Below are 22,254 nucleotides of genomic sequence, written 5' to 3'. Positions count from 1 at the left end.
CTAGCATATCGCTCTAAGTCAGCTTTTTTTTCGTTTTCCAATAAGGAGTTTTTCAAATGCCTCGACAAATACATACATAAGAGTTGCGAGGACGCAAGTGAGCATTACACTGAGCAAGACGAGTGTGAAGTTAAAGACTTGGAATCCATAGCTAATTAAATAGCCAAGTCCTTGTTTAGAAACGAGGAGTTCCCCGAAAATAACACCGACCCATGATAAGCCAACATTTACTTTTAACGTTGAAATAATTGCAGGGAAAGATGAAGGGAGAATAACGTGCTTATAGCATTGCCATTTATTTGCGCCAAATGTGTCCATGACCTTAATATAGTTGGAATCGACTTCTTGAAATGCGCTGTAAATAACGAGAATGGTAATGATGATGGAGATGATTACCCCCATTGCGATAGAGGATGAAATATTTGGACCGAAAATAACAATGATGATTGGACCGAGTGCAACTTTTGGCATTGCATTTAGGACGACGAGATAAGGATCAAGTACGCGGGCCAAAAGTGGCATCCACCAAAGGAGAGTAGCAATAATAGCTCCGAGTAAGGTTCCGAGAATGAAGCCTACTCCTGTTTCAAGTAATGTCGTCCATATGTGGACCCAAAGTGAACCGTCAATCCATTTCGTTAAAAAGAGATCCCAAATACTTGAAGGAGAGCTAAAGAGTAAAGGATCAATCCATTCTTTTTTACTAGCTATTTCCCATATTGCAAAGAAAAGAACAAGAAGTACAAGTTGTAAAGAGCGAGCTAACCATGCATGTTGTCTTTCTTTTTTTCGAAACTGTTCATGTAGTTGTTTTATATTATCCAAGTCGTTCCAGCTCCTTCCATATTTCTTGGAAGAGGGATGGGAAGTCATGGTGGTGGCGTGCTTCTAACGGCGATAAGGAACGGATACTTTCTGGGACGATGAATGTTTTTGCGATTTTTCCAGGGTTCGCCTGCAGTAAATAAATACGATCACTCATCGCAATTGCTTCTTCAATATCATGTGTCACAAGTAAGGATGTTTTCTTATAGTTACGTAGTAATGTGAAGACGAGATCTTCTAGTTTTAATTTTGTTTGATAATCAAGAGCGGAAAATGGTTCATCTAACAATAAAATTTTTGGGTCGGTCGCTAATGTTCGAACGAGTGCAGCACGTTGGCGCATACCACCGGATAGTTCACGAGGGTATTGCTGTTCTATATCATATAGGCCGACTTGTTTTAAAAGCTTTAATGTATGTTCTTTCGTATTTTCATCATAAACCTTCCGAATATGAAGTCCGAGCATAATATTTTCTTCAATTGTTTTCCACGGAAACAAGTAATCTTGCTGGAGCATATAGCCCATAGAGGGGGTCTTAGTTGTAATCGGTTCACCATCTAAAAATACGATACCTTCAATTGGATCAAGTAGCCCTGCGATGATGGAGAGGAGCGTTGTTTTTCCGCAACCACTTGGACCAAGGATTGAAATAAATTCGCCTTCTTCTACTTGCAAACTCATATCTTCAAGAATAAGTTTGGCATTTTCTTTTGCAAAAAAGCAGTGAGAAACGTTACGTATTTGTAAAAAGCTCATACACTTCGCCTCTATTTCTTAATAACGCTTTCGGCAATTTTTGTATTGACGAGCGCTTCATGTGGAACTTCTTTTTGTAATTCACCAGATTCTTTCATAATCGTTTGGAGTTGTTTCCATTCTACATCATCTAATAATGGATTTGTCGCATATGAATGTTGTTTTTTGTAGCGTTCAATTACTTTTACTGAAATGTCTTTTGAAGTGTCTTTAAATAGTGGTGAAACGGCATCGGCAATCTCTTCTGGACTATGTGTATCAACCCATTGCTGCGCTTTATATAGTGCGCGCGTGAATTTTTCTGCAGCAGCTTTATCTTTCTTTAAGAAACTTTCTTTTGCCATAAACGTTGTATAAGGGACAGTACCAGATTCAGCTCCGAAAGACGCGACGATATAACCTTTTCCTTCTTTTTCAAGTATACTTGCAGTCGGTTCAAAGAGCTGTACAAATTCTCCCGTACCAGATGCAAAGGCATTTGCAATATTAGCAAACTCGATATTTTGAATTAAGTTCGTATCTTTGCGAGGGTCAATGCCATTTTTCTTTAAAACGTATTCACCAACCATTTGCGGCATGCCGCCTTTACGCTGTCCTAAAAACGTAACGCCTTTTACGTCGTTCCAATTAAAAGAGTCTAATTTTTTACGGGAAACTAAAAATGTACCATCTGTTTGTGTAAGCTGCGCAAAATTAATGACAGGATCTTTTGCTCCTTGTTGATGAACATAAATAGACGTTTCTGAACCAACGAGAGCAATATCAATTCCGCCAGATAAAAGGGTGGTCATCGTTTTATCTCCGCCAGCTGTTGTTTGTAAGTCAATATTTAAGCCTTCATCTTTAAAAAATCCTTTTTCAATTCCAACATATAATGGTGCGTAGAAAAGAGAGTGTGTAACTTCGCCAACGCGAATTTTTTGAGCTTGTTTTTTCGTACTTTCCTTTGTACTACTACAAGCAGCGAATGTGAAAACAGCTAGTAACATGATGCAAAAAACGGTTATTAATTTTTTCACTATATGACACCTCCTAGAAGTCAATCTACAAGCATAATATGTAGGTAAGTGCCCATATGTGAGTATAGATAGCAGGAATTTTTCGGGTAATAAAGAAGTACAAATATAAGGGGTGATAAAATGGATTACGAATACGATGATAGCGTACATTTACATCTTGATTATTTCGGAACTGAATGTGATATGGAATCGATTGCTTATAAAAGGAAGCATGAAGACGTGTGGGATGTGTATTTTAATTTTGGAGTATACGGTCTTCAGAAAGAGGAGATAGAGACAGGTCGGTTTATGGACGAATATGCTGGTTATTACGTTTTTTCTGTACATGCTCGTGATTTGAGCTGGGAGTTTGGAAGTGCTCAGTTTGAGGAATGGGTTTTGAAGAACCATATAGTAGAAAGAACGCTTCAAAAATAGGGAGGAATTTTGTGTTTGAATTTCTCATCTTATTGCTTATTTGTGTAATTGGAATTTACATCATGCAAGTGCTCACTTACCGATTCGCAAAGAAAAATATTCATAAATATAAGGAAATGAAATGGATTCATATGTGGCTAGACATGACTATGAAAAAGGGTCCGAGATTAGATTTGTTTGATTTTGTACTTATAGTAATCGTAAGTATCATATGGAAAATATGGATGCTTCCTCCTGTATAGTAAACATGCTAATCATCGTATCCTAATAAATAACGAAAAGAACCTGTCATATGACAGGTTCTTTTCTATTTGTAGCATGTAGTGTTACATGGAAAATCCAATGTATACGACAAATTACGACAAAGGGGTTTATACATATTTGTTATTCTATTAAAGGTCATTATTTGTAATGTATATATAGGAGGGTTTTTTAATGTTAAAGAAATTATTATTATTTTTGCTTATGAGCTTATGTGTAGTGGTTTTAACAGCTTGTAAAGATGAAGAGGAAAAGCTGAAAGCATCGGAAGAACAGAAAATAGATGAGAAGAAAGTTGAAGAAGATAAGAAGGTAGAAGAGCAGCAAAAAGCAGAGGAAGAAAAACGTAAGCAAGAAGAGCAGCAAAGAGTAGAAGAAAAACGTAAGCAAGAAGAGCAGCAAAGGGTAGAGGAAGAAAAACGTAAGCAAGAAGAGCAGCAAAGAGTAGAAGAAGAAAAACGTAAGCAAGAAGAGCAGCAAAGAGTAGAAGAAGAAAAACGTAAGCAAGAAGAGCAGCAAAGAGTAGAGCAAGAAAAACGTAAGCAAGAAGAGCAGCAAAGAGTAGAGCAAGAAAAACGTAAGCAAGAAGAGCAACAGAAGATTCAGCAACAACAGTCTGCACAACAAGAGAGAACAAAAAAACAAGAAAAAACAACAGAAGCAACAGGTGGGAAACCGACAAGATCACAAATTTCGGTTGGTTCACATGTAGTTATTCAATTGGATAAAGATTATAGTAAAACAGTGAGTGGTGTTGTGAAAGATATTTTAACAAACACAGAAACACATACGTACGGAATTAAAGTTCGATTACAAGATGGACAAATTGGCCGTGTTCAAAGTGTTGGATAAATAAAAAAGAGGTCGTCCATCTTTGGACGACCTCTTTTTTATTATGCTTGGTTAGTGCGGAAAAATGGAAGCTTCTGCACAGCGTAAACTAACCCATATGCAAGAATTAAGCACATAAGAGGGTTAATGAAAAATCCGTAGCGATTAATCGCTAAGAATAAGTTTGAGAAGATGATGTAAATAACAGAACTTGCTACTAGCATCATAACGCGCTTATGCTTAAATGAATTTAGCATGAAGCAGAAACTGCTCAAGAATGTGCCTATGATAAAGACTCTATGACACATTTGCATAAATTTATGAATATGGTATTGGTCTACAGCAGGAGCTGTTTTGAATAATTCAATTGTTTTACCAACAGTGAACCACGAGAACCAATATGTGAAGTCCGTTTTAAATCCATTTTTGATTAAATCTTTTGCGTATGCATTTTTATCCTCTAAGCCCTGGGCTTTCATTTGGTTAACTACATTTTCATAGCCAATTTTGTTAAATGGATCTGCACCGGCAATTAATGGGTCCGCACCTTGGGTTGAGAATAAAATAAATTGATTGAACGCTAAATAGTTACGAACAACCCAGGCACCGATAATAAAGAACGGGCCAATGAGCCATAATAATCCAATTCGAATTGAGTCTTTAAATCCATATGTGAACAAGACGACAAGAACAGGAATGAGCATCATTGGAGCTGGATTTGGGCGGAACATAAGTAAAATGGAAACGACAATTCCAAACCATATATGGAATTTTGCTTTATTGTATTTCCATGCGAGAACAAATACATACACGCTTAACGATAATAAGAATATTGAAGGAACTTCTGTTAGTAATGTACGGAAGTATGTATAGTTACTTGGATACATAGCATATAAAATACTTGCGACAATTCCATAAATATTCTTTTCAAATAACTCTTTCCCTATTAAGAATACTAATAACACTGTGCCGAGGTTCAGTATCATATTAATAACAGTTGCCACGTAATAGTAAGGAAGTGATGTAACATCAGAAATAATCATAGCGCCAGCTAATAATAGCGGCTGACCTGGTGTGATGTATGCATTTTTTCCAGGAACTTCACTAGGCTCCAAATAAACATATCCGAAGACACCGTGTTTTAGTAACTGTTCAGCTGTTAACGAATAGTTGAACGCATCATTTGCACCATATGTTACTTTGACTACCTCTCCATTTAATCCTGGTTGTTTTACTAGACAAAAAACGTGCAACAGGAAAGAAAGCGCCAAAATTACATATACCGCTTTAGGCAAATTTTTAAACTTATTTAACAAAAATGAGCAGCTCCTTTTTTATTAATTCTTTCTTATTTTCATGATAAAACCATATTAGTATTAAGGTTTTCCAAAACATAGTTATTATGTCATAAAGTGGAATTAAGGAATTTGGTTTTTTAAGAATAGATAGTTGGTATTCCAAAATTAAACTGTTGATTAAGGGAGAATTAAGAAACTACAGTTATAGTAGAATCCAGCGTGAAGACGAAATGCATGAAGTATGTTATCTTAATAGAAACTGTTTTTACGGTGCGGGGTGAAATTAATAAACAGAAAAGAGGGAATGAATTGAGGTGTAATTTTTCATTTCATCAGCCAAGAAGAAATATATTAATTTCAGCGATGTTAAGTGGCCTAGTAACCCTATATGTAATACCCACACTTTTCTTGATTTTAAAATATTTTAGTTTAGATACGATGAAAGATATGTTAAATCAAAAAATTGTCTTAAGTATAATGACAATTTTGCTGTGGATTTTACTATTGTATGTTGCGCATTTGAATAAAGATATTGTTAATAAATTCAAACGGATTATTAGGATTTATATTAGAATGTTTTTAGTAGCGCATGTGGTTACTTTGCTTTTTATTTTCACGCAAAATAATATGAATCTCGTAAATACACTGAATTGGGTTTACAATTATAACGCACAGTTTATATTTAGTTTAATTGTAATTTATGCGATATATGTTTTGGTGTATAACGTGCTTGGGAAAGTTTTTTTGAGTACTATTTTGACAAGCATTTTGCTAATCATTTTGGTTATTGTAAATCACTTCAAAATTGTTTTTAGGGGAGACCCACTATATCCTTCTGATTTTACACAGATTGGACATATGCAATCTGTTATACCAATGGTGATGGATTATTTTAGTTGGGGTTATATTCTTCTCGTTATTGTAAGTGTTGTTGTCTGTATTTTGGCGGGTATGTATATAAGGAAATATATTCAAAATGTAAAAGTTCATGCAGGCGTACGAGTTCTATTTATAATAGGATCCGTTTTTGTTTTATATGCGTATGGTAATTTTACGAATACGTTTATGAATAAATGGTTTCAAAAGTCGGGCATAGAGTTCGTTTTGTGGAATCAACATGAAAATTATGCTTTGAATGGTTTTGTGCTAGGCTTTATAAGTAATTTAGATACGACAGTCATTGAAAAGCCGAAAGATTATTCAAAAGAAAATATGCTTCAAATAGCAAACGATATAAAAAAACAATATAGCAGCAATATAGGGGCGCAGAAGCAAAAAGAGAAACCAAATATTATTTTTGTAATGAGCGAGTCGTTTTGGGATCCAACGAAATTAACGAATCTTTCCTTTAGTGAAGATCCTTTACCGAATTTGCATCATTATATAGAAAATTTTCCTGGTGGACAGACTATTTCTCCTACATTTGGAGGAAATACTGCGAACGTTGAATTTGAGGCGTTAACGAGTTATTCAATGAGCTTGTTAAAGCCAGGATCTATACCATATCAGCAAGCCGTTACAAGTAAGATAGAAGTTCCATCTATTCCTCGAGCGCTGAAAAAAGAGGGGTATTACACAAGCGCTATTCATTCGTTCGGTCGCTCATTCTTTAAACGGGATGATGTATATAAAGTGTTAGGGTTTGATAAGTTTAATGCACAAGATACGATGGAAAATGTAGAAGTTGATGGAGATTATATTAGCGATTTATCTATGAGTAAAGAGATAATAGCTGAATTAGAGAAGCAAAAGAAACCTACGTTTGTTCATGCAGTTACGATGCAAAATCATTTTCCATTTACAGAAGGAAGATTTGGTGAAAATCAAATAGAGATTAGTGGATTAGAAAATGAAGAGTCGAAGGCTGAATTAGAGACTTATACAGAAGGGTTAAGACGTTCAGATGAAGCTCTTCAATATTTAATAGAGGAGCTAGATAATTTAGATAGACCTACATTATTAGTATTCTTTGGGGACCATCTCCCATCACTAGGAACAAATAAATCTCTTTATAAAGAGACTGGTTATATAACAAATGAAAAAACGCCAAGTGAACGATTAGCGATGGCGCAAACGCCGTTATTAATGTATGCAAATTTTGATATGCCAAATGACAATTTAGGTTTAGTAAGTCCAATCTATTTTTCAAATCTTGTCTTTGATTATGCTGGATTAAATAAGGTACCGTTCTATCAATTTTTATCGAAGTTATATGAAGAAATTCCCGTACTTCGTGATGAATTGAAGATAGGAAAAGACGGAGAAGCAATAAAAAGTTTAACAGAAAAACAAAAAGAAATGCTAAAGCAATATGAGTTTATTCAATATGACTTACTCATCGGAAAGCAATATAGTAAGGATATATTATTTAAATAGGCGACAAAAAAGAACTTGTATACGATACAAGTTCTTTTTTCATAGTATTTAACGGGATAACCAGACAAGCTAGGTTTAGGGAGTATTACTTGTACATTTAGTATAAATTAAAATAGAGTCGTTTTAATAATTGATTTGTGAGAAGTGTGTGAATTTTTCATCTAGTATATAATTGGACAATTTGTTTAATTTTAATAGAATCAGTTCCAGATTTATTATTAGTTTTTAGTTTACAATTATTTGTTGTGTGGATTTATAAACAAACAGGATTTCGAGTGGTTAGTATTTATGCGTTTAACGATGAGCGTGTTTGTTTTTTACCTATTCTTTGTATGACTATTGTTCCAACTCTTCATTTTTTCCGCATTATCGTTTTATTTTTAATGGAAGAGAAGAATAAGTCATATGTGGAATTTGCTCGTGCAAAAGGTAGTTAAGAAAAAAGAATTTGCCGTAAGGGCAAATTCTTTTTTTACTGTAAAGGAACTATGAATTTAAAAATTTTATCAGTTCCTTATTTAATTCATCCGTTTGATCGATTGGAGAGCCGTGGCCACTATTTGTAAGAGGATATAGTTCAGAGTTTTTAATTCGCTCTTTTGTTAGCTCAGCACTTTTATAAGGGATGAGTTGGTCGTGAACACCGTGGAATATTTTTGTTGGGACGTTAATTTTACTTAAGTCCTTCGTTACGTCTTCGTTTGCAGCGGCTTGCAAAATTTTGATGAGAGCATAAGAAGCGGACTGCATACCGAGATAAGAAAACCATTCTAACGTGGCAGCTCCTAAGTTTCTATTAAAAAATGATAAAGATACATCACTTAGAAACTTAGGTAAATTTACATACATTTGAGCAATCAGAGCATCTGCTTGTTCTTTCGGTACGCCGTAAGGGGATTCTTGGTTTTTCACGAAAGAAGGAGAGACAGCATCCACTAATGCAAGTTTGGAAATACGACGTCCATTATATCGTGACATATACCGAATAGAGAGAGCGCCACCGACTGAGAAGCCGACTAACGTAGCATTTTCTATTTGAAGTGCATCTAATACAATTGCGATATCATCAGCTAAACGATCATAAGTGTAACCAGTCCATGGTTTATCAGACTGTCCGTTTCCTCGTATATCCATGGCGATGCAGCGGAAACCATGTTGTGGTAAGATATTAAATTGATATTGGTACATTTGATGATTTAAAGGCCAGCCATGAACGAAGAAGACAGGTTTACTTCCAGGGCCTGGGTTAATATCCTCAACAAAAATGTGTACATCTTTTTCCACTGTAACGAACATGATGTATCCTCCTCATGCATTTTAGTAGGCTCTCTCCCAAAATCGCTGTTTTGTCATTGCCTGAATAAATTCATTCGCAAGTAAGGTAGGATTTTGTTCTGTTATAACGCCAGGTTTTCCTTCGATGTTTAAAGATTGAACAATAGTAGTTCCATTTTGGAAAGCGCCAATTGGCTTAAAGTGATTATACGATTCTACGACGAATGAACTTGCCTTGTTAAGAAAATGATCATTAATATTTCCGCCAATAAGAAGTAGCCCATCATAAAGAAGTGGTGATCCTGTTAAGAAAGTATCATTCACTTCCCACTGTCCATTTTGAGAGCCTTGCACAAAACCTAATCGTTCGGAAATAATAACGGGCTGAAGACCGGCTTGTTTGAATTGATTTATAATATATTGTGCGTTTTGACCGTCATATCCGTTTGCGACAATGACGCCTACTCGTAATGTATTTGGGCTGAATGTTGTATGTTCCATACTTAGTGCTGGTGAGGATTTTGTAACATTTGATTCTTGAACATTTGGTACTGTTGCCCCGACTGCTTCAGCTACTAAAGTAGCTAATTCCGTACTTATATGACCAATCATACCTACGACTTGTTGGCGAACTGATTTACTTTTTACTTTTCCTAATTCAAAGGAAAAGGCCTGCATAATATGGATTTTTTCGACGTGGCTCATACTATTCCAAAATAAACGGGCTTGTGAGAAATGGTCTTTAAAACTAGCGGCTGTCTCTCTTGTTTTATGTCCAGAAACAGTAGAAGGATATGTAACGAAACCGCCTTTCGTACCAGGTACAGTAAAGGGAGAGTTATTAGCTAAAGAGTTATTATGGTAAGCGACTTTTCCTTTATCAATTATATATTTAGACGCACCATCTCTTTGATTGTTATGAAAAGGACATACCGGACGATTAATCGGTAACTCTTGATAGTTTGTACCGACGCGGGCTAATTGTGTATCTGTATAAGAAAAGAGTCTACCTTGTAAGAGAGGATCATTTGTAAAATCGATACCGCGGACGATGCTTCCAGGGTGCAGTGCGACTTGTTCTGTTTCCGCAAATACGTTATCAACGTTTCGGTTTAACGTCATTTTTCCGATGATCTTAACAGGGAAGTCTTCTTCCGGCCAAATTTTTGTTGCATCTAATATATCGAAATCGTATTTAAATTCATCCTCTTCTTCTAAAATTTGAACGCCAAGTTCGTACTCAGGGTAGTTTCCGGCATTAATATTTTCCCATAAATCACGGCGATGATAATCTGGATCAGCGCCGCCTAGTTTTTGAGCTTCATCCCAAATTAACGAGTGAACGCCAAGCTTTGGCTTCCAGTGGAATTTTACGAATCGTGACTTCCCATGTTTATTAACTAAACGAAATGTATGAACGCCGAACCCTTGCATCATTCGAAAACTTCTCGGAATTGCGCGATCCGACATAATCCACATCATCATCGCAGCTGATTCTTGATTATTGGCGATAAAGTCCCAAAAAGTATCGTGTGCTGTTTGTCCTTGGGGAATCTCATTATGTGGCTCTGGTTTAAGAGCATGAATAAGATCCGGAAATTTAATACCATCTTGAATGAAGAAAATCGGAATGTTATTACCCACTAAATCGAAATTTCCTTCCTCTGTATAAAACTTAACAGCGAATCCTCGTACATCTCGGTTCGTTTCATTTGCACCTTTTGATCCAGCAACTTCAGAAAAACGAATAAAAATAGGTGTCTTTTTAGATGGGTCTTGTAAAAAATGAGCCATTGTTAAGTCTTCTAAAGAATCATATAGCTCAAAAACACCATGTGCTCCGTAACCGCGGGCATGAACGACTCTTTCAGGAATTCGTTCACGGTCAAAATGAGCGAGTTTTTCTCGCATCAGGAAATCTTCTAAAAGTGTAGGACCACGATCGCCGGCGGTTAAAGAGTTTTCATCATTTGAAATTTTGACACCCGTATTCGTTGTCATCTCTTTTCCTTCATTGTTTTTCGTAAAGGATTGTAACTGTTCTATCTTCTTATTTTCACGACCGTCCATATAAAGCACCTCCCATATTATACGTATTATTGTTCATGGTTTTTATGCTTACATATGGTGTGGGAAGTATATTATCTATGGATTGATTTTCCTCATTTGTTCAATTTATCTTTGTTTGTCTATGAAAATCATTTATTATAATAAATGGTATTCTTTTGAAGGGGTGTTGAAGTGGAGGAGAGTTTTCTATCAGCTAAAGAAGAAAAGAAAAACGCTAAGATTTTCTTATGGGTAATACATGTTATTTTAATTGTATACGAGGTTGCATACGCGATTATATTAGAAGATACAATGCCTTTAGGAAATTGGCATAAAGGGATATGGAAGCTTGCATATATTATGGCTATATTAGGTATTAGTGTTTACTTATTTGAGAGAGAAAAAGCATATTTAGTTAAATATACATATTTATTTGCATACATGATCGCAGAGACTTTTAATATTGGATGGTATGCTTTTCATAATAGAATAGCATTTGATGAGGGGAATGTAATTGAATATATTCTTATTTTCTTCGTACCGATCTTTTTGAGTAAAAGATATTTATTTGTCTTAGCGCCATTCCTTATAGGGAAATATATGATATACCTATTTGTATTTGGAGAACTTAACCTGTTTATGTCTCTTGTTATAAATATGGTGTTACTTTTCGTGTCATTTATTATTTTAAATCGATTTTTACAATATCTTTCAGCAGTAAAGGGACGTATTGCAGAGGCAAGTCAGTCACAAAAATTGGCGGTTATCGGAAAAATGGCAGCGACAGTCGGACATGAAATTAAAAACCCACTTGCTTCATTAAAAGGGTTCACGCAATTACAAAAAGAGAAACACGAAAAAGATGCAACATATGAACAAATGATTCTCGAAATCGAAAATATGAATAATATGATTAGTGAATTAATGGAGGTTGCTACATGTAAACCTTCTGTTTATGAAAAACACATTGTAAGTGATGTTTTAGTACAAACGGTAGAAAACATGCGCGGAAAAATGAACGAGTTAAATATAAATTGCACCTTTAATGAAGAACAAAATAGAAGTGAAATTGAATGTGATAAACGCAAATTAAAAGGAGTATTTTTGTATGTTATTAAAAATGCTTTAGAGGCAATGGAACATGGCGGAACATTAAAAATACAAGTTGAAAATAAAAAAAGAGATTATGTAATAGTAAGTATAGTAGATAGTGGTTTTGGGATAAAAAAGGATAATTTAGGACGAGTTAAGGATGCTTTTTATACAACGAAGCAAGATAGAATTGGATTAGGTCTTACGGTAGCAGAGCGAATTGTGACAGATCATCTTGGAGAATTACACATTTCTAGTGAAGTAAAGAAAGGAACGAGAGTAGAAATACTGCTCCCGAAAAAATGTGAGCGCAATGTGACACAAGATTAAGAGGTGTTGTTAAAGGAGTTATCATATGGAAAAAGGCAATATATTTGAAAAAGAAGAGATAAAGGCATTAATAATATTTTTAAGCTTATTCTTCGTTATATTTTTTGCGTATGATTTTGCTGAAAAAGCTATTGTCCTTTTATCAGATAAAAATCAAAAACTAGCAGATGCTTTTGGAGAAGGATTAGGTTTATGGCTATATAGTTTGATGGTTGGATTATTCTTTATAGGACTTTATTTTATGAAATGGAAAAAGCCGTATATTGTGAAGTATATTATTTTAATTGGCTATAATATATTGGATTTTATTAATAACTTCATTATTTATTACGGAAGTGATGCGGAATTTGATGGCGGGAATATAGTAGAAGGATTCTTTATTTTATTTGCACCGATATTTGTGAATAAGAGGTACTTTTGGTTAGTTGCCGGAACTATTGTTGGAAAATATGCACTTATGGGATTCGTTGTTCAATCCTTTATTGTTCTTATCCCAATAGCATTATATAGCGTGTTTGTTATTATATGTTGGATTATATTTTTAAGATTCCAATCTTACGTTCGTACACTTGAAATGATGGATAAAGAAATACGAAATGTAGAGAAATTAGCAATGGTTGGGAAAATGGCGACAGTAATTGGCGATAAGATTAGAAGACCGTTAGAAAAATTGAAAAAACTTGTGAATAAGCAAGCGAAAAAATATCCAGAAGATAAAATTTATAGTGAAATTATGAGACAGGAAGTAGAGCGAATTCATACAATTGCTACAGAACTAAATGGGTTTGAGAAATCTAAATCGGTAGAATCCGAAACGCATAATATTAAAGAAATCATCTCTTATGTTATCAGGGTTATGGAAAAGCCAGCTTTAGAACAAGGGATAAAAATGCATGCTATTTATAGTAAAGATATACCATCAATTACATGTGAGGAAAAACGATTGAAACAAGTATTTTTTAATTTAATAAAAAATGCGATTGAAGCAATGTCAGTTGGCGGAACTATTACTGTAAAAGTTATAGTGGAAGATGTGATCATTGTTCAAATTATAGATGAGGGATGCGGCATTCCGAAAGATAAAATTCCGAAGCTAAATGAAGCTTTTTACACAACGAAAGAAACTGGAACAGGCTTAGGATTAGTAGTTACGGAAAAAATTATTAAAGATCACCACGGTAAATTGAACTTTGAAAGTGAAGTTGGAGTTGGAACGACTGTTGAGATTATGTTGCCGATTTAATTATAGTTGGATATTTTAAAAAGGGGAAATCACTTTCTTTAGAGTGATTTCCCTTTTCTTTTATCGCCTGCAAATATTTTGATGGAATTGGAATAAATCCTCGCCCTGATTTTCCGAGTGGATCACCGCATTCCATCACGAGTGGATGGTGCAATGAATTTTTCAAGAACATCATCTGTTGGGAAGACAGCTAAAAATACTGTATTTACATTTTCAGCACCTCGTATCATAAGACCGTTAAATAGCTCCACAAAATTTGCTTCGAAAAATTGTTGCCATGGAAATTGGATTTGATCATAATTTTTCAATTTGGAATAAATGATTAAGTGATTGTTCTATTTCTTTTAAGACTGGCATGTTTGGTAATCCTCCTTAAGATAGTTCTTACTTTGTTAGTTGTTTTTGTTTTTTTATGGAAAAATAAGAAGCGGATAGGAAACAAATAAAACCTAGAATCCAGCCAATAGAAGGAGAATAGGGAAGTATATGTTGTAATACCATTCCGCTAGAAATAAAAAAGCTACCTAATAGACCTAAGAAAATGAGATATCGTTGTAGTTTGAACATCAGTGATACAACCTCCTTTATCAAATACATTGTATAGTAGTCTTAATTTTCTGTATATAAGTTTTAAGAAAAATGGTGGTACAATATATAAATGATACGAGAAGAGAGGGTGTAGATTCACGCATGTACGTTACTGTAACAGAAGCAGCATATAAAAAGATTATGGATACGATTCCAAGTGAAGCTAAATATATAAAGTTATTTTATGATAATGAAGGTTGCGGTTGTGTCATGAGCGGGATTATTGATTTAGTAGCCGTTTCAGAGAAAGATGAGCGCGATGTAGATGTTGAATCGAGTATACTAAACTTTATTGCAGATCGCACAAAGCTTGTATTTATGGATGATAAGTTAACAGTTGATTGGCATGAAGTTGGAGGGACTTTTCAGTTGAAGAGCCCAAGCCAGTTTTATAACCCGAATATGAAGTTACATGTTCGAGTATAATGAAGAGAGAGGGAGTATATAATATGCTCCTTTTTCTTATGGATTTTTTCACATAATGAAATGTACATCTAATTGAATTTTCTGTATAATTCTCTTTGCGGAGGGGATTGCGCATGAAAAGATGGGGAATTGAGTTATTAATTTTAAGTGTCGTTATTATCTGGGGGATTAACTATACGATTGCGAAATATGGACTTTTAGAATTTACAGCGATTGAGTTTACTGCAGTTCGAATGATGGCAGCAGCACCACTATTATTATTACTTACGTTCTTTATTGAAAAGTCACTTTATATGGAGCGAAAAGATATACCAAGATTAATCATTGTTAGCACGGTAGGTATTGTACTGTATCAAACGCTATTCATGGAAACGGTACAATATACATCGGCTACAAATGCCTCTTTACTCATTTCTATTTCACCTATTTTTACAACTTTATTTTCGATTTTCTTGAAACAAGAAAAATTTTCTTCTCGAAAGTTAGTTGGTTCCATGATTGCCTTTTTTGGTGCTACATTAGTTTTAGTAGCGGGGCATTCACTCGCTAGTTCTTTCTACGGAAATGGGATTGGACTGATTACATCAATATGTTGGGGACTTTATCCTGTATTAGCAGGGCCGCTTATTAAAAAATACTCAGCATTACGTGTTACTGCATGGTCGACATTAGTTGGAGCGGTTCCGCTCTTATTGTTAAGTGGTCCACATGTATTTGTAATGCCATTTCACATTACACAAGGGATGACATGGTTTGCCTTGCTGTATTCTATTTTCTTCGTGACTGTATTCGGTTTAGTGATGTGGTATATTGGTGTTCAAAAAATTGGAGCATCACATACGATGGTATATATGTATATTACGCCGCTCGTTGCTGTCTTATTTGCTGCAGTATGGGCAAATGAATATGTATCGTTACAACAAATTATCGGTGGAATTATCATTTTCTTCGGTCTATGGTTTGTAAAATCAGAGAAAGTAGAAGCTCATTCTATCGTGCAAGAACCTATATCAAAATAGGAAAACAGATCACTTATGATCTGCTTTCCTATTTTTTTATTTTTGGTAAGAAGATGAGAAACAAGATAGCCGTAATAAGTGGAATTAAATTAAGAAAAGGAATGCGGAAGAGTGTAATTAGAATAATTCCTGGAAGAAGAACACCGAGGACAGCATAGAAAATACTATGTTTTTTCGTGTACCAATATAATGAAAGTCCAATAAGTGCAGGAACAATGAGATGAATGAGAGCCATTAAAAAATAAATCATTAGACGCCCCCTTTATTTATGTGCTTATTACATCATATCCGTATGTTCATAGATTGATATCACTTTTTTCATAATTGGACGAAAATGTTTTGAAAAACGTCACATTTATGAGGGATTCTATATTAGAAATCTTGTATAATATTATTTTCTAAAAGCATTTTAACAACATAAACATACAGTTTATGTTGTTTTTAATTTGAATGAAATAGATTCATAAATGAATTTGTAAGTAGTATGGACTCGTTGTTCATTAATGAACAACGAGTTATATAGCTTTTGTTGGATAAATAAAAACCATTGAAGAGGAGTACAGCATGATTAGTATGTCACTGAGGTCGTTTAAAATTCAAATGTATTATTTGCTAGGCGCAATGTTAATAGGCTGGGCAATGACACCTTTTTCAGCACATTTTTTAGGTGCAGGCATTGGACTTATTGTAAGTATGTATTGCGTTTGGATTTTAGGAAGGCGTATCGAAAAGCTTGGAGATAGTATTGTAAAGAAAACGAAGGCACCGACACTTGGTATGTTTAATCGCTACGCAGCGGCGATCCTTGGTGCAATTATTATGTACGAAATTGAGCACCATATGGTTATGTGGGCATTTGCAGTTGGGATTATGGGTGGTTATTTCTTAATCGTTATTAATTTAGGTTATTATAGTATGAAGGATGAAGAAGAATTAACAAAAAGCTAAAAAAGATAAAAAGATAAAAAGCCTCTTTTTAGATGGAATAGAGGATCTGGCTGTGGATTGTATGTGGGTAAATAAAAGAATATATAGAAAGAAGCTTACGCGAAAGACGTAAGCTTCTTTTTTATGTAAGTATGTGTAACCAAGCCGCATTGGGTTTTGTCGGTGAGTACGCGAAACTTTTGGCTACACGATACTTATTCATATGAGTAAAGGGTTATTGCAACAGAAAGTTTATATATTAAGCGATTGGACCGCCTAAGTTAATAATAGCTTCAGAAACGCTATCGAATTTTTTGAAGTTTTCTTTAAATTCGTTTGCAAGCTCAATTGCTTTCGCTTTGTAAGCATCTTTATCAGCCCAAGTTTGTTCAGGCATTAATACTTCATCAGGTACACCTGGAACATGACGAGGTACTTCAAGGCCAAAGATGTCGTGTTTTGCAGTTTCAGCTTTAGCAAGTTCACCGCTTAGTGCTGCTTGAATCATTGCACGAGTGTAACCTAAGTTCATACGTTTACCAACGCCGTATTCGCCACCAGTCCAGCCAGTGTTTACTAAGAATACTTTCGCATCATGTTTCTCGATTTTTTCACCAAGCATTTCAGCATAACGAGATGCATCAAGCGGTAAGAACGGTGAACCGAAGCAAGTAGAGAATGTAGCTTGCGGAGATGTAACACCGCGCTCTGTTCCTGCTAGCTTACTAGTGTAACCGCTTAAGAAATGGTACATAGCTTGCTCTTTTGATAACTTACTGATTGGAGGCAATACGCCAGATGCATCAGCAGTTAAGAAAATAATTGTATTTGGATGTCCTGCAACACTTGGCAGTACGATATTGTCAATCGCATGCATAGGGTATGCAGCACGTGTATTTTCTGTTAAAGTAGTATCGTTATAGTCAGCGATGCGTGTTTGACCATCAATGACAACGTTTTCTAAAACTGAACCAAATTTGATTGCATCGAAGATTTGTGGTTCTTTCTCATGAGAAAGGTTTACACATTTTGCATAGCAACCGCCTTCAATATTGAATACGCCGTTATCAGACCAACCGTGCTCATCGTCACCGATTAATTTACGGTTTGGATCAGCAGATAATGTTGTTTTGCCTGTTCCAGATAAACCGAAGAATAGTGCTACGTCGCCTTCTTCGCCTACGTTTGAAGAGCAGTGCATAGAAAGAATGTCTTGTTCAGGTAGTAAGAAGTTCATAATAGAGAAGATTGATTTTTTCATTTCTCCAGCGTATTCTGTACCACCGATTAGTACGATACGTTTTTCAAATGAAACCATAATGAATGCTTCAGAATTTGTACCGTCAATTGCTGGATCTGCTTTGAAGTTTGGTGCAGAAACAATTGTGAACTCTGATTCGTGAGTTGCTAATTCTTCTTCATTTGGACGAATAAATAATTGATGTACGAACAAATTATGCCATGCATATTCGTTAACAACTTGAATTGGTAGGCGATAGTTGCGATCAGCGCCAGCAAATCCTTTGAAGATGAATAACTCTTCTTTTTCTTTTAAGTATTCTAAAACTTTTATATATAATTTATTAAAATGTTCTTCAGAGATCGGTTGGTTCACGGCTCCCCAAGCAATTTTGTCAGCAACCGATGCTTCCTTCACAATAAATTTATCCTTAGGAGAACGTCCTGTGTATTTTCCTGTTGAAGCAGAAACGGCACCAGTAGAAGTTAATTTCCCTTCGTTTCGCATTAATACTTTTTCCACTAATTGCGGAACACTTAATTGAATCTGTGCATTGCTTCCGTTCAATAATTCATGTAAACCAATTTGGACATTCACAGTACTCATATTTATATACCATCCTTTTCATTTAATGAAATATTTCTCGTAATCCCCATCAATAGTATAACACAATTATATAAATAATGTATACTATTTATTTATTTTTGTTTGTGTGAATGTATCATTTCCCTATTAATATTTCATTCTATGGGTATTGAGAAAAACTTTCAGGAAAATGTGAATATTAATTGACAAATGAATATCATTTCTTTAGTATAGGTTGGGACGGATACTCTCTTATCCCGAGCTGGCGGAGGGACAGGCCCGATGAAGCCCAGCAACCTCACTTGTAGTGGTAAATACAGGTGAATAGGTGCTAAAACCTGTGCGAGGCTAACGGTCTCGAACGATAAGAGCAAAGGGCAAAAAGCAGTATGCAAGTAGCAAATTAAACCTTTCCTCTATGTTAAGTAGGAAAGGTTTTTCTGTATGCTTGTGTGGGAGAATAAATGTATGTCGCAGTTTGTGGCAAATTAAGGATGAGTTCCGTACAATATATACAATTACTGTAGGGAGGTTTACCACATGACAAAAAAACGTCATCTGTTCACATCTGAGTCTGTAACTGAAGGACATCCAGATAAAATTTGTGACCAAATTTCTGATTCAATTTTAGATGCGATCTTAGCAAAGGACGCAAATGCACGTGTAGCTTGTGAAACAACTGTAACAACTGGTTTAGTATTGGTAGCGGGGGAAATTACGACTTCTACTTACGTAGATATTCCAAAAATCGTTCGTGAAACAATTCAAGGCATTGGTTACACACGCGCAAAATACGGATTCGATGCAGAAACTTGTGCAGTTTTAACATCTATCGATGAGCAATCTGCTGACATCGCTATGGGTGTTGACCAAGCATTAGAAGCACGCGAAGGTCAAATGACTGACGCTGAGATTGAGGCAATTGGTGCGGGAGACCAAGGTTTAATGTTTGGCTTCGCATGTAATGAAACACAAGAATTAATGCCACTTCCAATCTCGCTTGCTCACAAATTAGCTCGTCGTTTAACTGAAGTACGTAAAGATGACACATTATCATACTTACGTCCGGATGGAAAAACGCAAGTTACAGTTGAGTATGATGAAAATGGTAAACCTGTACGTGTGGATACAATTGTAATTTCTACACAACATCATCCAGATGTTACGTGGGAAGAAATCGATCGCGATTTAAAAGAGCACGTAATTAAAGCTGTAGTTCCAGCAGAATTAATGGATGGAGAAACGAAATTCTTCATTAACCCAACTGGCCGCTTCGTAATTGGTGGACCACAAGGTGATGCTGGTTTAACAGGACGTAAAATCATCGTTGATACTTACGGTGGATACGCTCGCCATGGCGGCGGTGCATTCTCTGGTAAAGATGCAACGAAAGTTGACCGTTCTGCAGCATATGCAGCTCGTTATGTTGCGAAAAACATCGTAGCAGCTGGTCTTGCTGACAAAGCAGAAGTACAACTTGCATACGCAATTGGCGTAGCACAACCAGTATCAATTTCAGTTGATACATTAGGCACTGGTAAAGTATCTGAAGACGTATTAGTAGAACTAGTTCGTAACAACTTCGATCTTCGCCCAGCTGGTATTATTAAAATGCTAGACTTACGTCGCCCAATTTACAAACAAACAGCAGCTTACGGCCACTTCGGACGTACTGATGTAGATCTTACATGGGAACGTACAGACAAAGCAGCTACTTTAAAAGAGCAAGCTGGTCTATAATATATGAAAAAAAGCTTTGCGCGTGTCGCAAAGCTTTTTTTATTTGGTTTTATCCCGCATTAACGGGCAGTAAGCCTCCCACCTCAAAATTCGGCTGTAAAGCAAAAAAGTTAGGTAGGAGGCTAACTGCCCGTAAAAGCCCGATTGGTGAGGGCTAATAATCAGTGGGGAAGAACAAAATCCCCACTGATTAAAGTTTCACTTTATTTACTACTTGAATGCAAGAACTACAATAAACTTCCCCGTCTAGCTCAATATACTTCTTCATATTTGTCATACCACTTGCCGGAAATGGCATATGAATCCATGATTTTTCATACGTTTGTATTTCCTTTTTACATGATTTACAAAGGATGGGTTTCTTATGGAACATAGACGGTCAGCCTTTCAGTTGACGCGCTTTTCCTGCGCAAAAAGCACTGCTCAGTAAAAATAGCGTTGCGAATATAATACTCACTAATGTAGCGTATGGAATCGCTCCTTTTAGAGAAAAACCGACAGTGATGGAAGCAACAAATAAGAGGATGAATGTTGTTGTTAATTTTTTGTATAGTTCCATAGTGAGTGAACCTCCAAATTATTTTGTAATTTAAAATGAAATCTACTATGTAGAAAATATAAGGGGATTTAAAGAGTAGCTAATGGTGTGTAGTCCAGGCGTATAAGAAAGTATATTTTCCTTTTTGTGGTCGTATATACTTATATTGTATCACGGTGCATCATTGGCTTCATACATAATTGTGTAAAGATATGTATGATAAAATGAAGAAAAGTCTTTAGGAAAGGAAAGATGAAAAATGAGTGTAACTGAACATAAAAAACAAGCTCCAAAAGAAGTACGCTGTAAGATTGTAACGATTTCCGATACACGTACGGAAGAGACGGATAAGAGCGGACAACTATTACATGAATTATTAAAAGAAGCAGGACATAAAGTGACCTCTTATGAAATTGTGAAAGATGATAAAGAAAGTATTCAGCAGGCTGTGTTAGCTGGTTATCATAGGGAAGATGTTGATGTCGTGCTAACGAATGGCGGAACTGGTATTACGAAACGTGATGTAACGATTGAGGCAGTGTCAGTGTTATTAGATAAAGAAATTGTTGGATTTGGTGAGTTGTTCCGTATGATAAGTTACTTAGAAGATATCGGAAGTAGTGCGATGTTAAGTAGAGCAATCGGTGGTACAATCGGGCGTAAAGTTGTCTTTTCGATGCCAGGGTCTAGCGGAGCGGTTCGTCTTGCGATGAACAAGTTAATTTTACCGGAATTAGGTCATATTACATTTGAGTTGCATCGTCAATGAAAATTGCAGGAATTGTATTAGCTGGCGGACAGTCTAGTCGTTTCGGAGAACCGAAAGCATTGGCGATTTGGAAGGGAACTACTTTTGTTGAGCATATTGTGCAAGTAATGGAAAGTATTTTGCAAGATGTTGTTGTTATTAGTCATACTGATATAAAAGAGAGAGTAGAGCAATTAGTACAAGTTCCAGTTATAGAAGATATGTCGCACTATAAAGGAAATGGGCCACTTGCTGGAATAGTGTCAGGAATGGAATACATAGATTCAGATTGGTATATTATCATGCCTTGTGATGCACCGAACGTTTCAAATGAATGGATTACCATTTTATTAGAGCAAACGAGCGATGAATATGATGCTGTTGTCCCTATTATTAATGGAAGAAAACAACCGTTACTTGCAGCGTATAATAACCGCGTGAAAGAAAAGATTTATGCTTTGCTTCAAGAAGAAAAAAGAAGTATGGGCCAGCTTTTATCACAATGTAATGTGAAATATATTGCTGGTGAAGATGTACAAGCGAATGTAGATTGGTTTATAAATGTGAATACGAAAGAAGAATATGTGCAGGCTCAAAAAGACCTTTCAAATGAATGAAAGGTTTTTTGATATACAGAAATTGGAGAACAATTGCTGTATAAAGGTATGTG

24 protein-coding genes, 1 pseudogene and 1 riboswitch are annotated in these 22,254 nt (G+C 35.6%); of the genes and pseudogenes, 13 read left to right on the top strand and 12 right to left on the bottom strand.

Translation table 11 applies throughout. From position 1 onward, the window contains the following. Nucleotides 1-18 precede the first annotated feature (18 nt). Genes MKY70_RS24860 through MKY70_RS24850 form a run of 3 tightly spaced genes read right to left on the bottom strand, consistent with a single transcriptional unit; the run spans nucleotide 19 to nucleotide 2,601 of the window. The gene (locus MKY70_RS24860; protein ID WP_341025937.1) at nucleotides 19-825 is read right to left on the bottom strand and encodes an ABC transporter permease; all 807 of its coding nucleotides are present in this window, start codon (nucleotides 823-825) and stop codon (nucleotides 19-21) included. After that, nucleotides 818-1,582 carry an ABC transporter ATP-binding protein gene (locus MKY70_RS24855; protein WP_002034467.1) on the bottom strand — a complete coding sequence of 255 codons (765 nt, stop codon included), beginning with the start codon at nucleotides 1,580-1,582 and terminating at the stop codon, nucleotides 818-820. Before MKY70_RS24855 ends, MKY70_RS24860 begins: the two co-directional genes overlap by 8 nt. 11 nt (nucleotides 1,583-1,593) lie before the next feature. Further along, entirely contained in the window at nucleotides 1,594-2,601 is a 1,008-nt protein-coding gene (locus tag MKY70_RS24850; protein WP_140152360.1) for an ABC transporter substrate-binding protein, read from the bottom strand. 120 nt (nucleotides 2,602-2,721) lie between these two features. Here MKY70_RS24850 and MKY70_RS24845 point away from each other — a divergent pair, with 120 nt between their 5' ends. From MKY70_RS24845 to MKY70_RS24835, 3 genes are all read left to right on the top strand, one after another. Further along, complete coding sequence (locus MKY70_RS24845; protein ID WP_002034469.1) at nucleotides 2,722-3,018, top strand: DUF3986 family protein; 297 nt, start codon at nucleotides 2,722-2,724, stop codon at nucleotides 3,016-3,018. Between the two features lie 11 nt (nucleotides 3,019-3,029). Further along, a complete protein-coding gene (locus MKY70_RS24840; RefSeq protein WP_341025935.1) occupies nucleotides 3,030-3,260 on the top strand; it encodes a hypothetical protein in 231 nt (76 codons plus the stop codon). Between the two features lie 193 nt (nucleotides 3,261-3,453). Beyond that, nucleotides 3,454-4,131 carry a YwbE family protein gene (locus MKY70_RS24835; RefSeq protein WP_341025934.1) on the top strand — a complete coding sequence of 226 codons (678 nt, stop codon included), beginning with the start codon at nucleotides 3,454-3,456 and terminating at the stop codon, nucleotides 4,129-4,131. 41 nt (nucleotides 4,132-4,172) lie between these two features. Here MKY70_RS24835 and MKY70_RS24830 read toward each other — a convergent pair whose 3' ends face one another. Then, complete coding sequence (locus MKY70_RS24830) at nucleotides 4,173-5,426, bottom strand: glycosyltransferase family 39 protein (protein ID WP_088032182.1); 1,254 nt, start codon at nucleotides 5,424-5,426, stop codon at nucleotides 4,173-4,175. A 291-nt stretch (nucleotides 5,427-5,717) separates the two neighbouring features. On the opposite strand from MKY70_RS24830, the gene MKY70_RS24825 reads away from it, so the two are divergent. Together MKY70_RS24825 and MKY70_RS24820 are read left to right on the top strand one after the other, a co-directional pair. Further along, entirely contained in the window at nucleotides 5,718-7,784 is a 2,067-nt protein-coding gene (locus MKY70_RS24825; protein ID WP_341025932.1) for an LTA synthase family protein, read from the top strand. Between the two features lie 245 nt (nucleotides 7,785-8,029). Further along, complete coding sequence (locus MKY70_RS24820) at nucleotides 8,030-8,221, top strand: peptide ABC transporter permease (protein ID WP_341074617.1); 192 nt, start codon at nucleotides 8,030-8,032, stop codon at nucleotides 8,219-8,221. Nucleotides 8,222-8,270: 49 nt separating this feature from the next. On the opposite strand, the gene MKY70_RS24815 is transcribed toward MKY70_RS24820, so the two are convergent. Then, complete coding sequence (locus MKY70_RS24815; RefSeq protein ID WP_341025929.1) at nucleotides 8,271-9,080, bottom strand: alpha/beta fold hydrolase; 810 nt, start codon at nucleotides 9,078-9,080, stop codon at nucleotides 8,271-8,273. Between the two features lie 21 nt (nucleotides 9,081-9,101). Continuing rightward, a complete protein-coding gene (locus tag MKY70_RS24810) occupies nucleotides 9,102-11,129 on the bottom strand; it encodes a catalase (RefSeq protein ID WP_060750079.1) in 2,028 nt (675 codons plus the stop codon). A gap of 171 nt (nucleotides 11,130-11,300) precedes the next feature. Between MKY70_RS24810 and MKY70_RS24805 the strand changes: the two genes are divergently transcribed. Both MKY70_RS24805 and MKY70_RS24800 read left to right on the top strand, forming a co-directional pair. Next, nucleotides 11,301-12,530: an ATP-binding protein gene (locus MKY70_RS24805; RefSeq protein ID WP_088032188.1), complete on the top strand. Its 1,230-nt coding sequence runs from the start codon at nucleotides 11,301-11,303 to the stop codon at nucleotides 12,528-12,530. Nucleotides 12,531-12,555: 25 nt separating this feature from the next. Then, nucleotides 12,556-13,773: an ATP-binding protein gene (locus MKY70_RS24800; protein WP_088032190.1), complete on the top strand. Its 1,218-nt coding sequence runs from the start codon at nucleotides 12,556-12,558 to the stop codon at nucleotides 13,771-13,773. Nucleotides 13,774-13,825: 52 nt separating this feature from the next. Here MKY70_RS24800 and MKY70_RS24795 read toward each other — a convergent pair. Continuing rightward, a pseudogene (locus MKY70_RS24795) lies at nucleotides 13,826-14,130 on the bottom strand (Nif3-like dinuclear metal center hexameric protein); the annotation flags it as partial. Between the two features lie 27 nt (nucleotides 14,131-14,157). Next, nucleotides 14,158-14,340, bottom strand: coding sequence for a hypothetical protein (locus MKY70_RS24790; RefSeq protein WP_002034443.1), 183 nt, complete (start codon nucleotides 14,338-14,340; stop codon nucleotides 14,158-14,160). Nucleotides 14,341-14,463: 123 nt separating this feature from the next. On the opposite strand from MKY70_RS24790, the gene MKY70_RS24785 reads away from it, so the two are divergent. Both MKY70_RS24785 and MKY70_RS24780 read left to right on the top strand, forming a co-directional pair. Next, a complete protein-coding gene (locus MKY70_RS24785; RefSeq protein WP_131246941.1) occupies nucleotides 14,464-14,787 on the top strand; it encodes an iron-sulfur cluster biosynthesis family protein in 324 nt (107 codons plus the stop codon). A 113-nt stretch (nucleotides 14,788-14,900) separates the two neighbouring features. Continuing rightward, nucleotides 14,901-15,806: a DMT family transporter gene (locus MKY70_RS24780; RefSeq protein ID WP_131246892.1), complete on the top strand. Its 906-nt coding sequence runs from the start codon at nucleotides 14,901-14,903 to the stop codon at nucleotides 15,804-15,806. Nucleotides 15,807-15,834: 28 nt separating this feature from the next. Here MKY70_RS24780 and MKY70_RS24775 read toward each other — a convergent pair whose 3' ends face one another. Further along, on the bottom strand, nucleotides 15,835-16,056 hold the full coding sequence (locus MKY70_RS24775) for a hypothetical protein (protein ID WP_002123250.1): 222 nt from the start codon (nucleotides 16,054-16,056) through the stop codon (nucleotides 15,835-15,837). Between the two features lie 314 nt (nucleotides 16,057-16,370). Here MKY70_RS24775 and MKY70_RS24770 point away from each other — a divergent pair, with 314 nt between their 5' ends. Beyond that, entirely contained in the window at nucleotides 16,371-16,754 is a 384-nt protein-coding gene (locus MKY70_RS24770; RefSeq protein WP_088032196.1) for an ATP synthase subunit I, read from the top strand. 238 nt (nucleotides 16,755-16,992) lie between these two features. Here MKY70_RS24770 and pckA read toward each other — a convergent pair whose 3' ends face one another. Continuing rightward, nucleotides 16,993-18,579, bottom strand: a complete 1,587-nt coding sequence (pckA, locus tag MKY70_RS24765; RefSeq protein ID WP_002089118.1) for a phosphoenolpyruvate carboxykinase (ATP) — start codon at nucleotides 18,577-18,579, stop codon at nucleotides 16,993-16,995. 228 nt (nucleotides 18,580-18,807) lie between these two features. Then, nucleotides 18,808-18,929: riboswitch (SAM riboswitch) on the top strand. 169 nt (nucleotides 18,930-19,098) lie between these two features. Here pckA and metK point away from each other — a divergent pair. Continuing rightward, nucleotides 19,099-20,298: a methionine adenosyltransferase gene (gene metK, locus MKY70_RS24760; RefSeq protein ID WP_002015707.1), complete on the top strand. Its 1,200-nt coding sequence runs from the start codon at nucleotides 19,099-19,101 to the stop codon at nucleotides 20,296-20,298. A 190-nt stretch (nucleotides 20,299-20,488) separates the two neighbouring features. Here metK and MKY70_RS24755 read toward each other — a convergent pair whose 3' ends face one another. Further along, nucleotides 20,489-20,671: a hypothetical protein gene (locus MKY70_RS24755; protein ID WP_341025923.1), complete on the bottom strand. Its 183-nt coding sequence runs from the start codon at nucleotides 20,669-20,671 to the stop codon at nucleotides 20,489-20,491. A gap of 6 nt (nucleotides 20,672-20,677) precedes the next feature. Further along, a complete protein-coding gene (locus tag MKY70_RS24750) occupies nucleotides 20,678-20,857 on the bottom strand; it encodes a hypothetical protein (protein ID WP_002067722.1) in 180 nt (59 codons plus the stop codon). Nucleotides 20,858-21,095: 238 nt separating this feature from the next. Between MKY70_RS24750 and MKY70_RS24745 the strand changes: the two genes are divergently transcribed. Next, nucleotides 21,096-21,605 carry a MogA/MoaB family molybdenum cofactor biosynthesis protein gene (locus MKY70_RS24745; RefSeq protein ID WP_002034407.1) on the top strand — a complete coding sequence of 170 codons (510 nt, stop codon included), beginning with the start codon at nucleotides 21,096-21,098 and terminating at the stop codon, nucleotides 21,603-21,605. Further along, nucleotides 21,602-22,201, top strand: a complete 600-nt coding sequence (locus MKY70_RS24740; protein WP_113734054.1) for a molybdenum cofactor guanylyltransferase — start codon at nucleotides 21,602-21,604, stop codon at nucleotides 22,199-22,201. The genes MKY70_RS24745 and MKY70_RS24740 overlap by 4 nt, the downstream gene beginning before the upstream one ends. Nucleotides 22,202-22,254 lie beyond the last annotated feature (53 nt).

The sequence above is a fragment of the Bacillus sp. FSL R9-9492 genome (assembly GCF_038007365.1).
Lineage (GTDB): Bacteria > Bacillota > Bacilli > Bacillales > Bacillaceae_G > Bacillus_A > Bacillus_A mycoides.
The sequence above is the reverse complement of the archived record's forward strand: the minus strand, read 5'-3'. Positions and strand labels throughout refer to the sequence as shown.

What these genes read in the sequence shown, in the direction of transcription:
- MKY70_RS24750 (WP_002067722.1), bottom strand. Translation starts at nt 20,857, where the DNA reads ATGGAACTATACAAAAAATTAACAACAACATTCATCCTCTTATTTGTT.
- MKY70_RS24835 (WP_341025934.1), top strand. Translation starts at nt 3,454, where the DNA reads ATGTTAAAGAAATTATTATTATTTTTGCTTATGAGCTTATGTGTAGTG.
- MKY70_RS24780 (WP_131246892.1), top strand. Translation starts at nt 14,901, where the DNA reads ATGAAAAGATGGGGAATTGAGTTATTAATTTTAAGTGTCGTTATTATC.
- MKY70_RS24755 (WP_341025923.1), bottom strand. Translation starts at nt 20,671, where the DNA reads ATGTTCCATAAGAAACCCATCCTTTGTAAATCATGTAAAAAGGAAATA.
- metK (WP_002015707.1), top strand. Translation starts at nt 19,099, where the DNA reads ATGACAAAAAAACGTCATCTGTTCACATCTGAGTCTGTAACTGAAGGA.
- MKY70_RS24785 (WP_131246941.1), top strand. Translation starts at nt 14,464, where the DNA reads ATGTACGTTACTGTAACAGAAGCAGCATATAAAAAGATTATGGATACG.
- MKY70_RS24740 (WP_113734054.1), top strand. Translation starts at nt 21,602, where the DNA reads ATGAAAATTGCAGGAATTGTATTAGCTGGCGGACAGTCTAGTCGTTTC.
- MKY70_RS24810 (WP_060750079.1), bottom strand. Translation starts at nt 11,129, where the DNA reads ATGGACGGTCGTGAAAATAAGAAGATAGAACAGTTACAATCCTTTACG.
- MKY70_RS24770 (WP_088032196.1), top strand. Translation starts at nt 16,371, where the DNA reads ATGATTAGTATGTCACTGAGGTCGTTTAAAATTCAAATGTATTATTTG.
- MKY70_RS24855 (WP_002034467.1), bottom strand. Translation starts at nt 1,582, where the DNA reads ATGAGCTTTTTACAAATACGTAACGTTTCTCACTGCTTTTTTGCAAAA.
- MKY70_RS24745 (WP_002034407.1), top strand. Translation starts at nt 21,096, where the DNA reads ATGAGTGTAACTGAACATAAAAAACAAGCTCCAAAAGAAGTACGCTGT.
- MKY70_RS24775 (WP_002123250.1), bottom strand. Translation starts at nt 16,056, where the DNA reads ATGATTTATTTTTTAATGGCTCTCATTCATCTCATTGTTCCTGCACTT.
- MKY70_RS24790 (WP_002034443.1), bottom strand. Translation starts at nt 14,340, where the DNA reads ATGTTCAAACTACAACGATATCTCATTTTCTTAGGTCTATTAGGTAGC.
- MKY70_RS24815 (WP_341025929.1), bottom strand. Translation starts at nt 9,080, where the DNA reads ATGTTCGTTACAGTGGAAAAAGATGTACACATTTTTGTTGAGGATATT.
- pckA (WP_002089118.1), bottom strand. Translation starts at nt 18,579, where the DNA reads ATGAGTACTGTGAATGTCCAAATTGGTTTACATGAATTATTGAACGGA.
- MKY70_RS24800 (WP_088032190.1), top strand. Translation starts at nt 12,556, where the DNA reads ATGGAAAAAGGCAATATATTTGAAAAAGAAGAGATAAAGGCATTAATA.
- MKY70_RS24845 (WP_002034469.1), top strand. Translation starts at nt 2,722, where the DNA reads ATGGATTACGAATACGATGATAGCGTACATTTACATCTTGATTATTTC.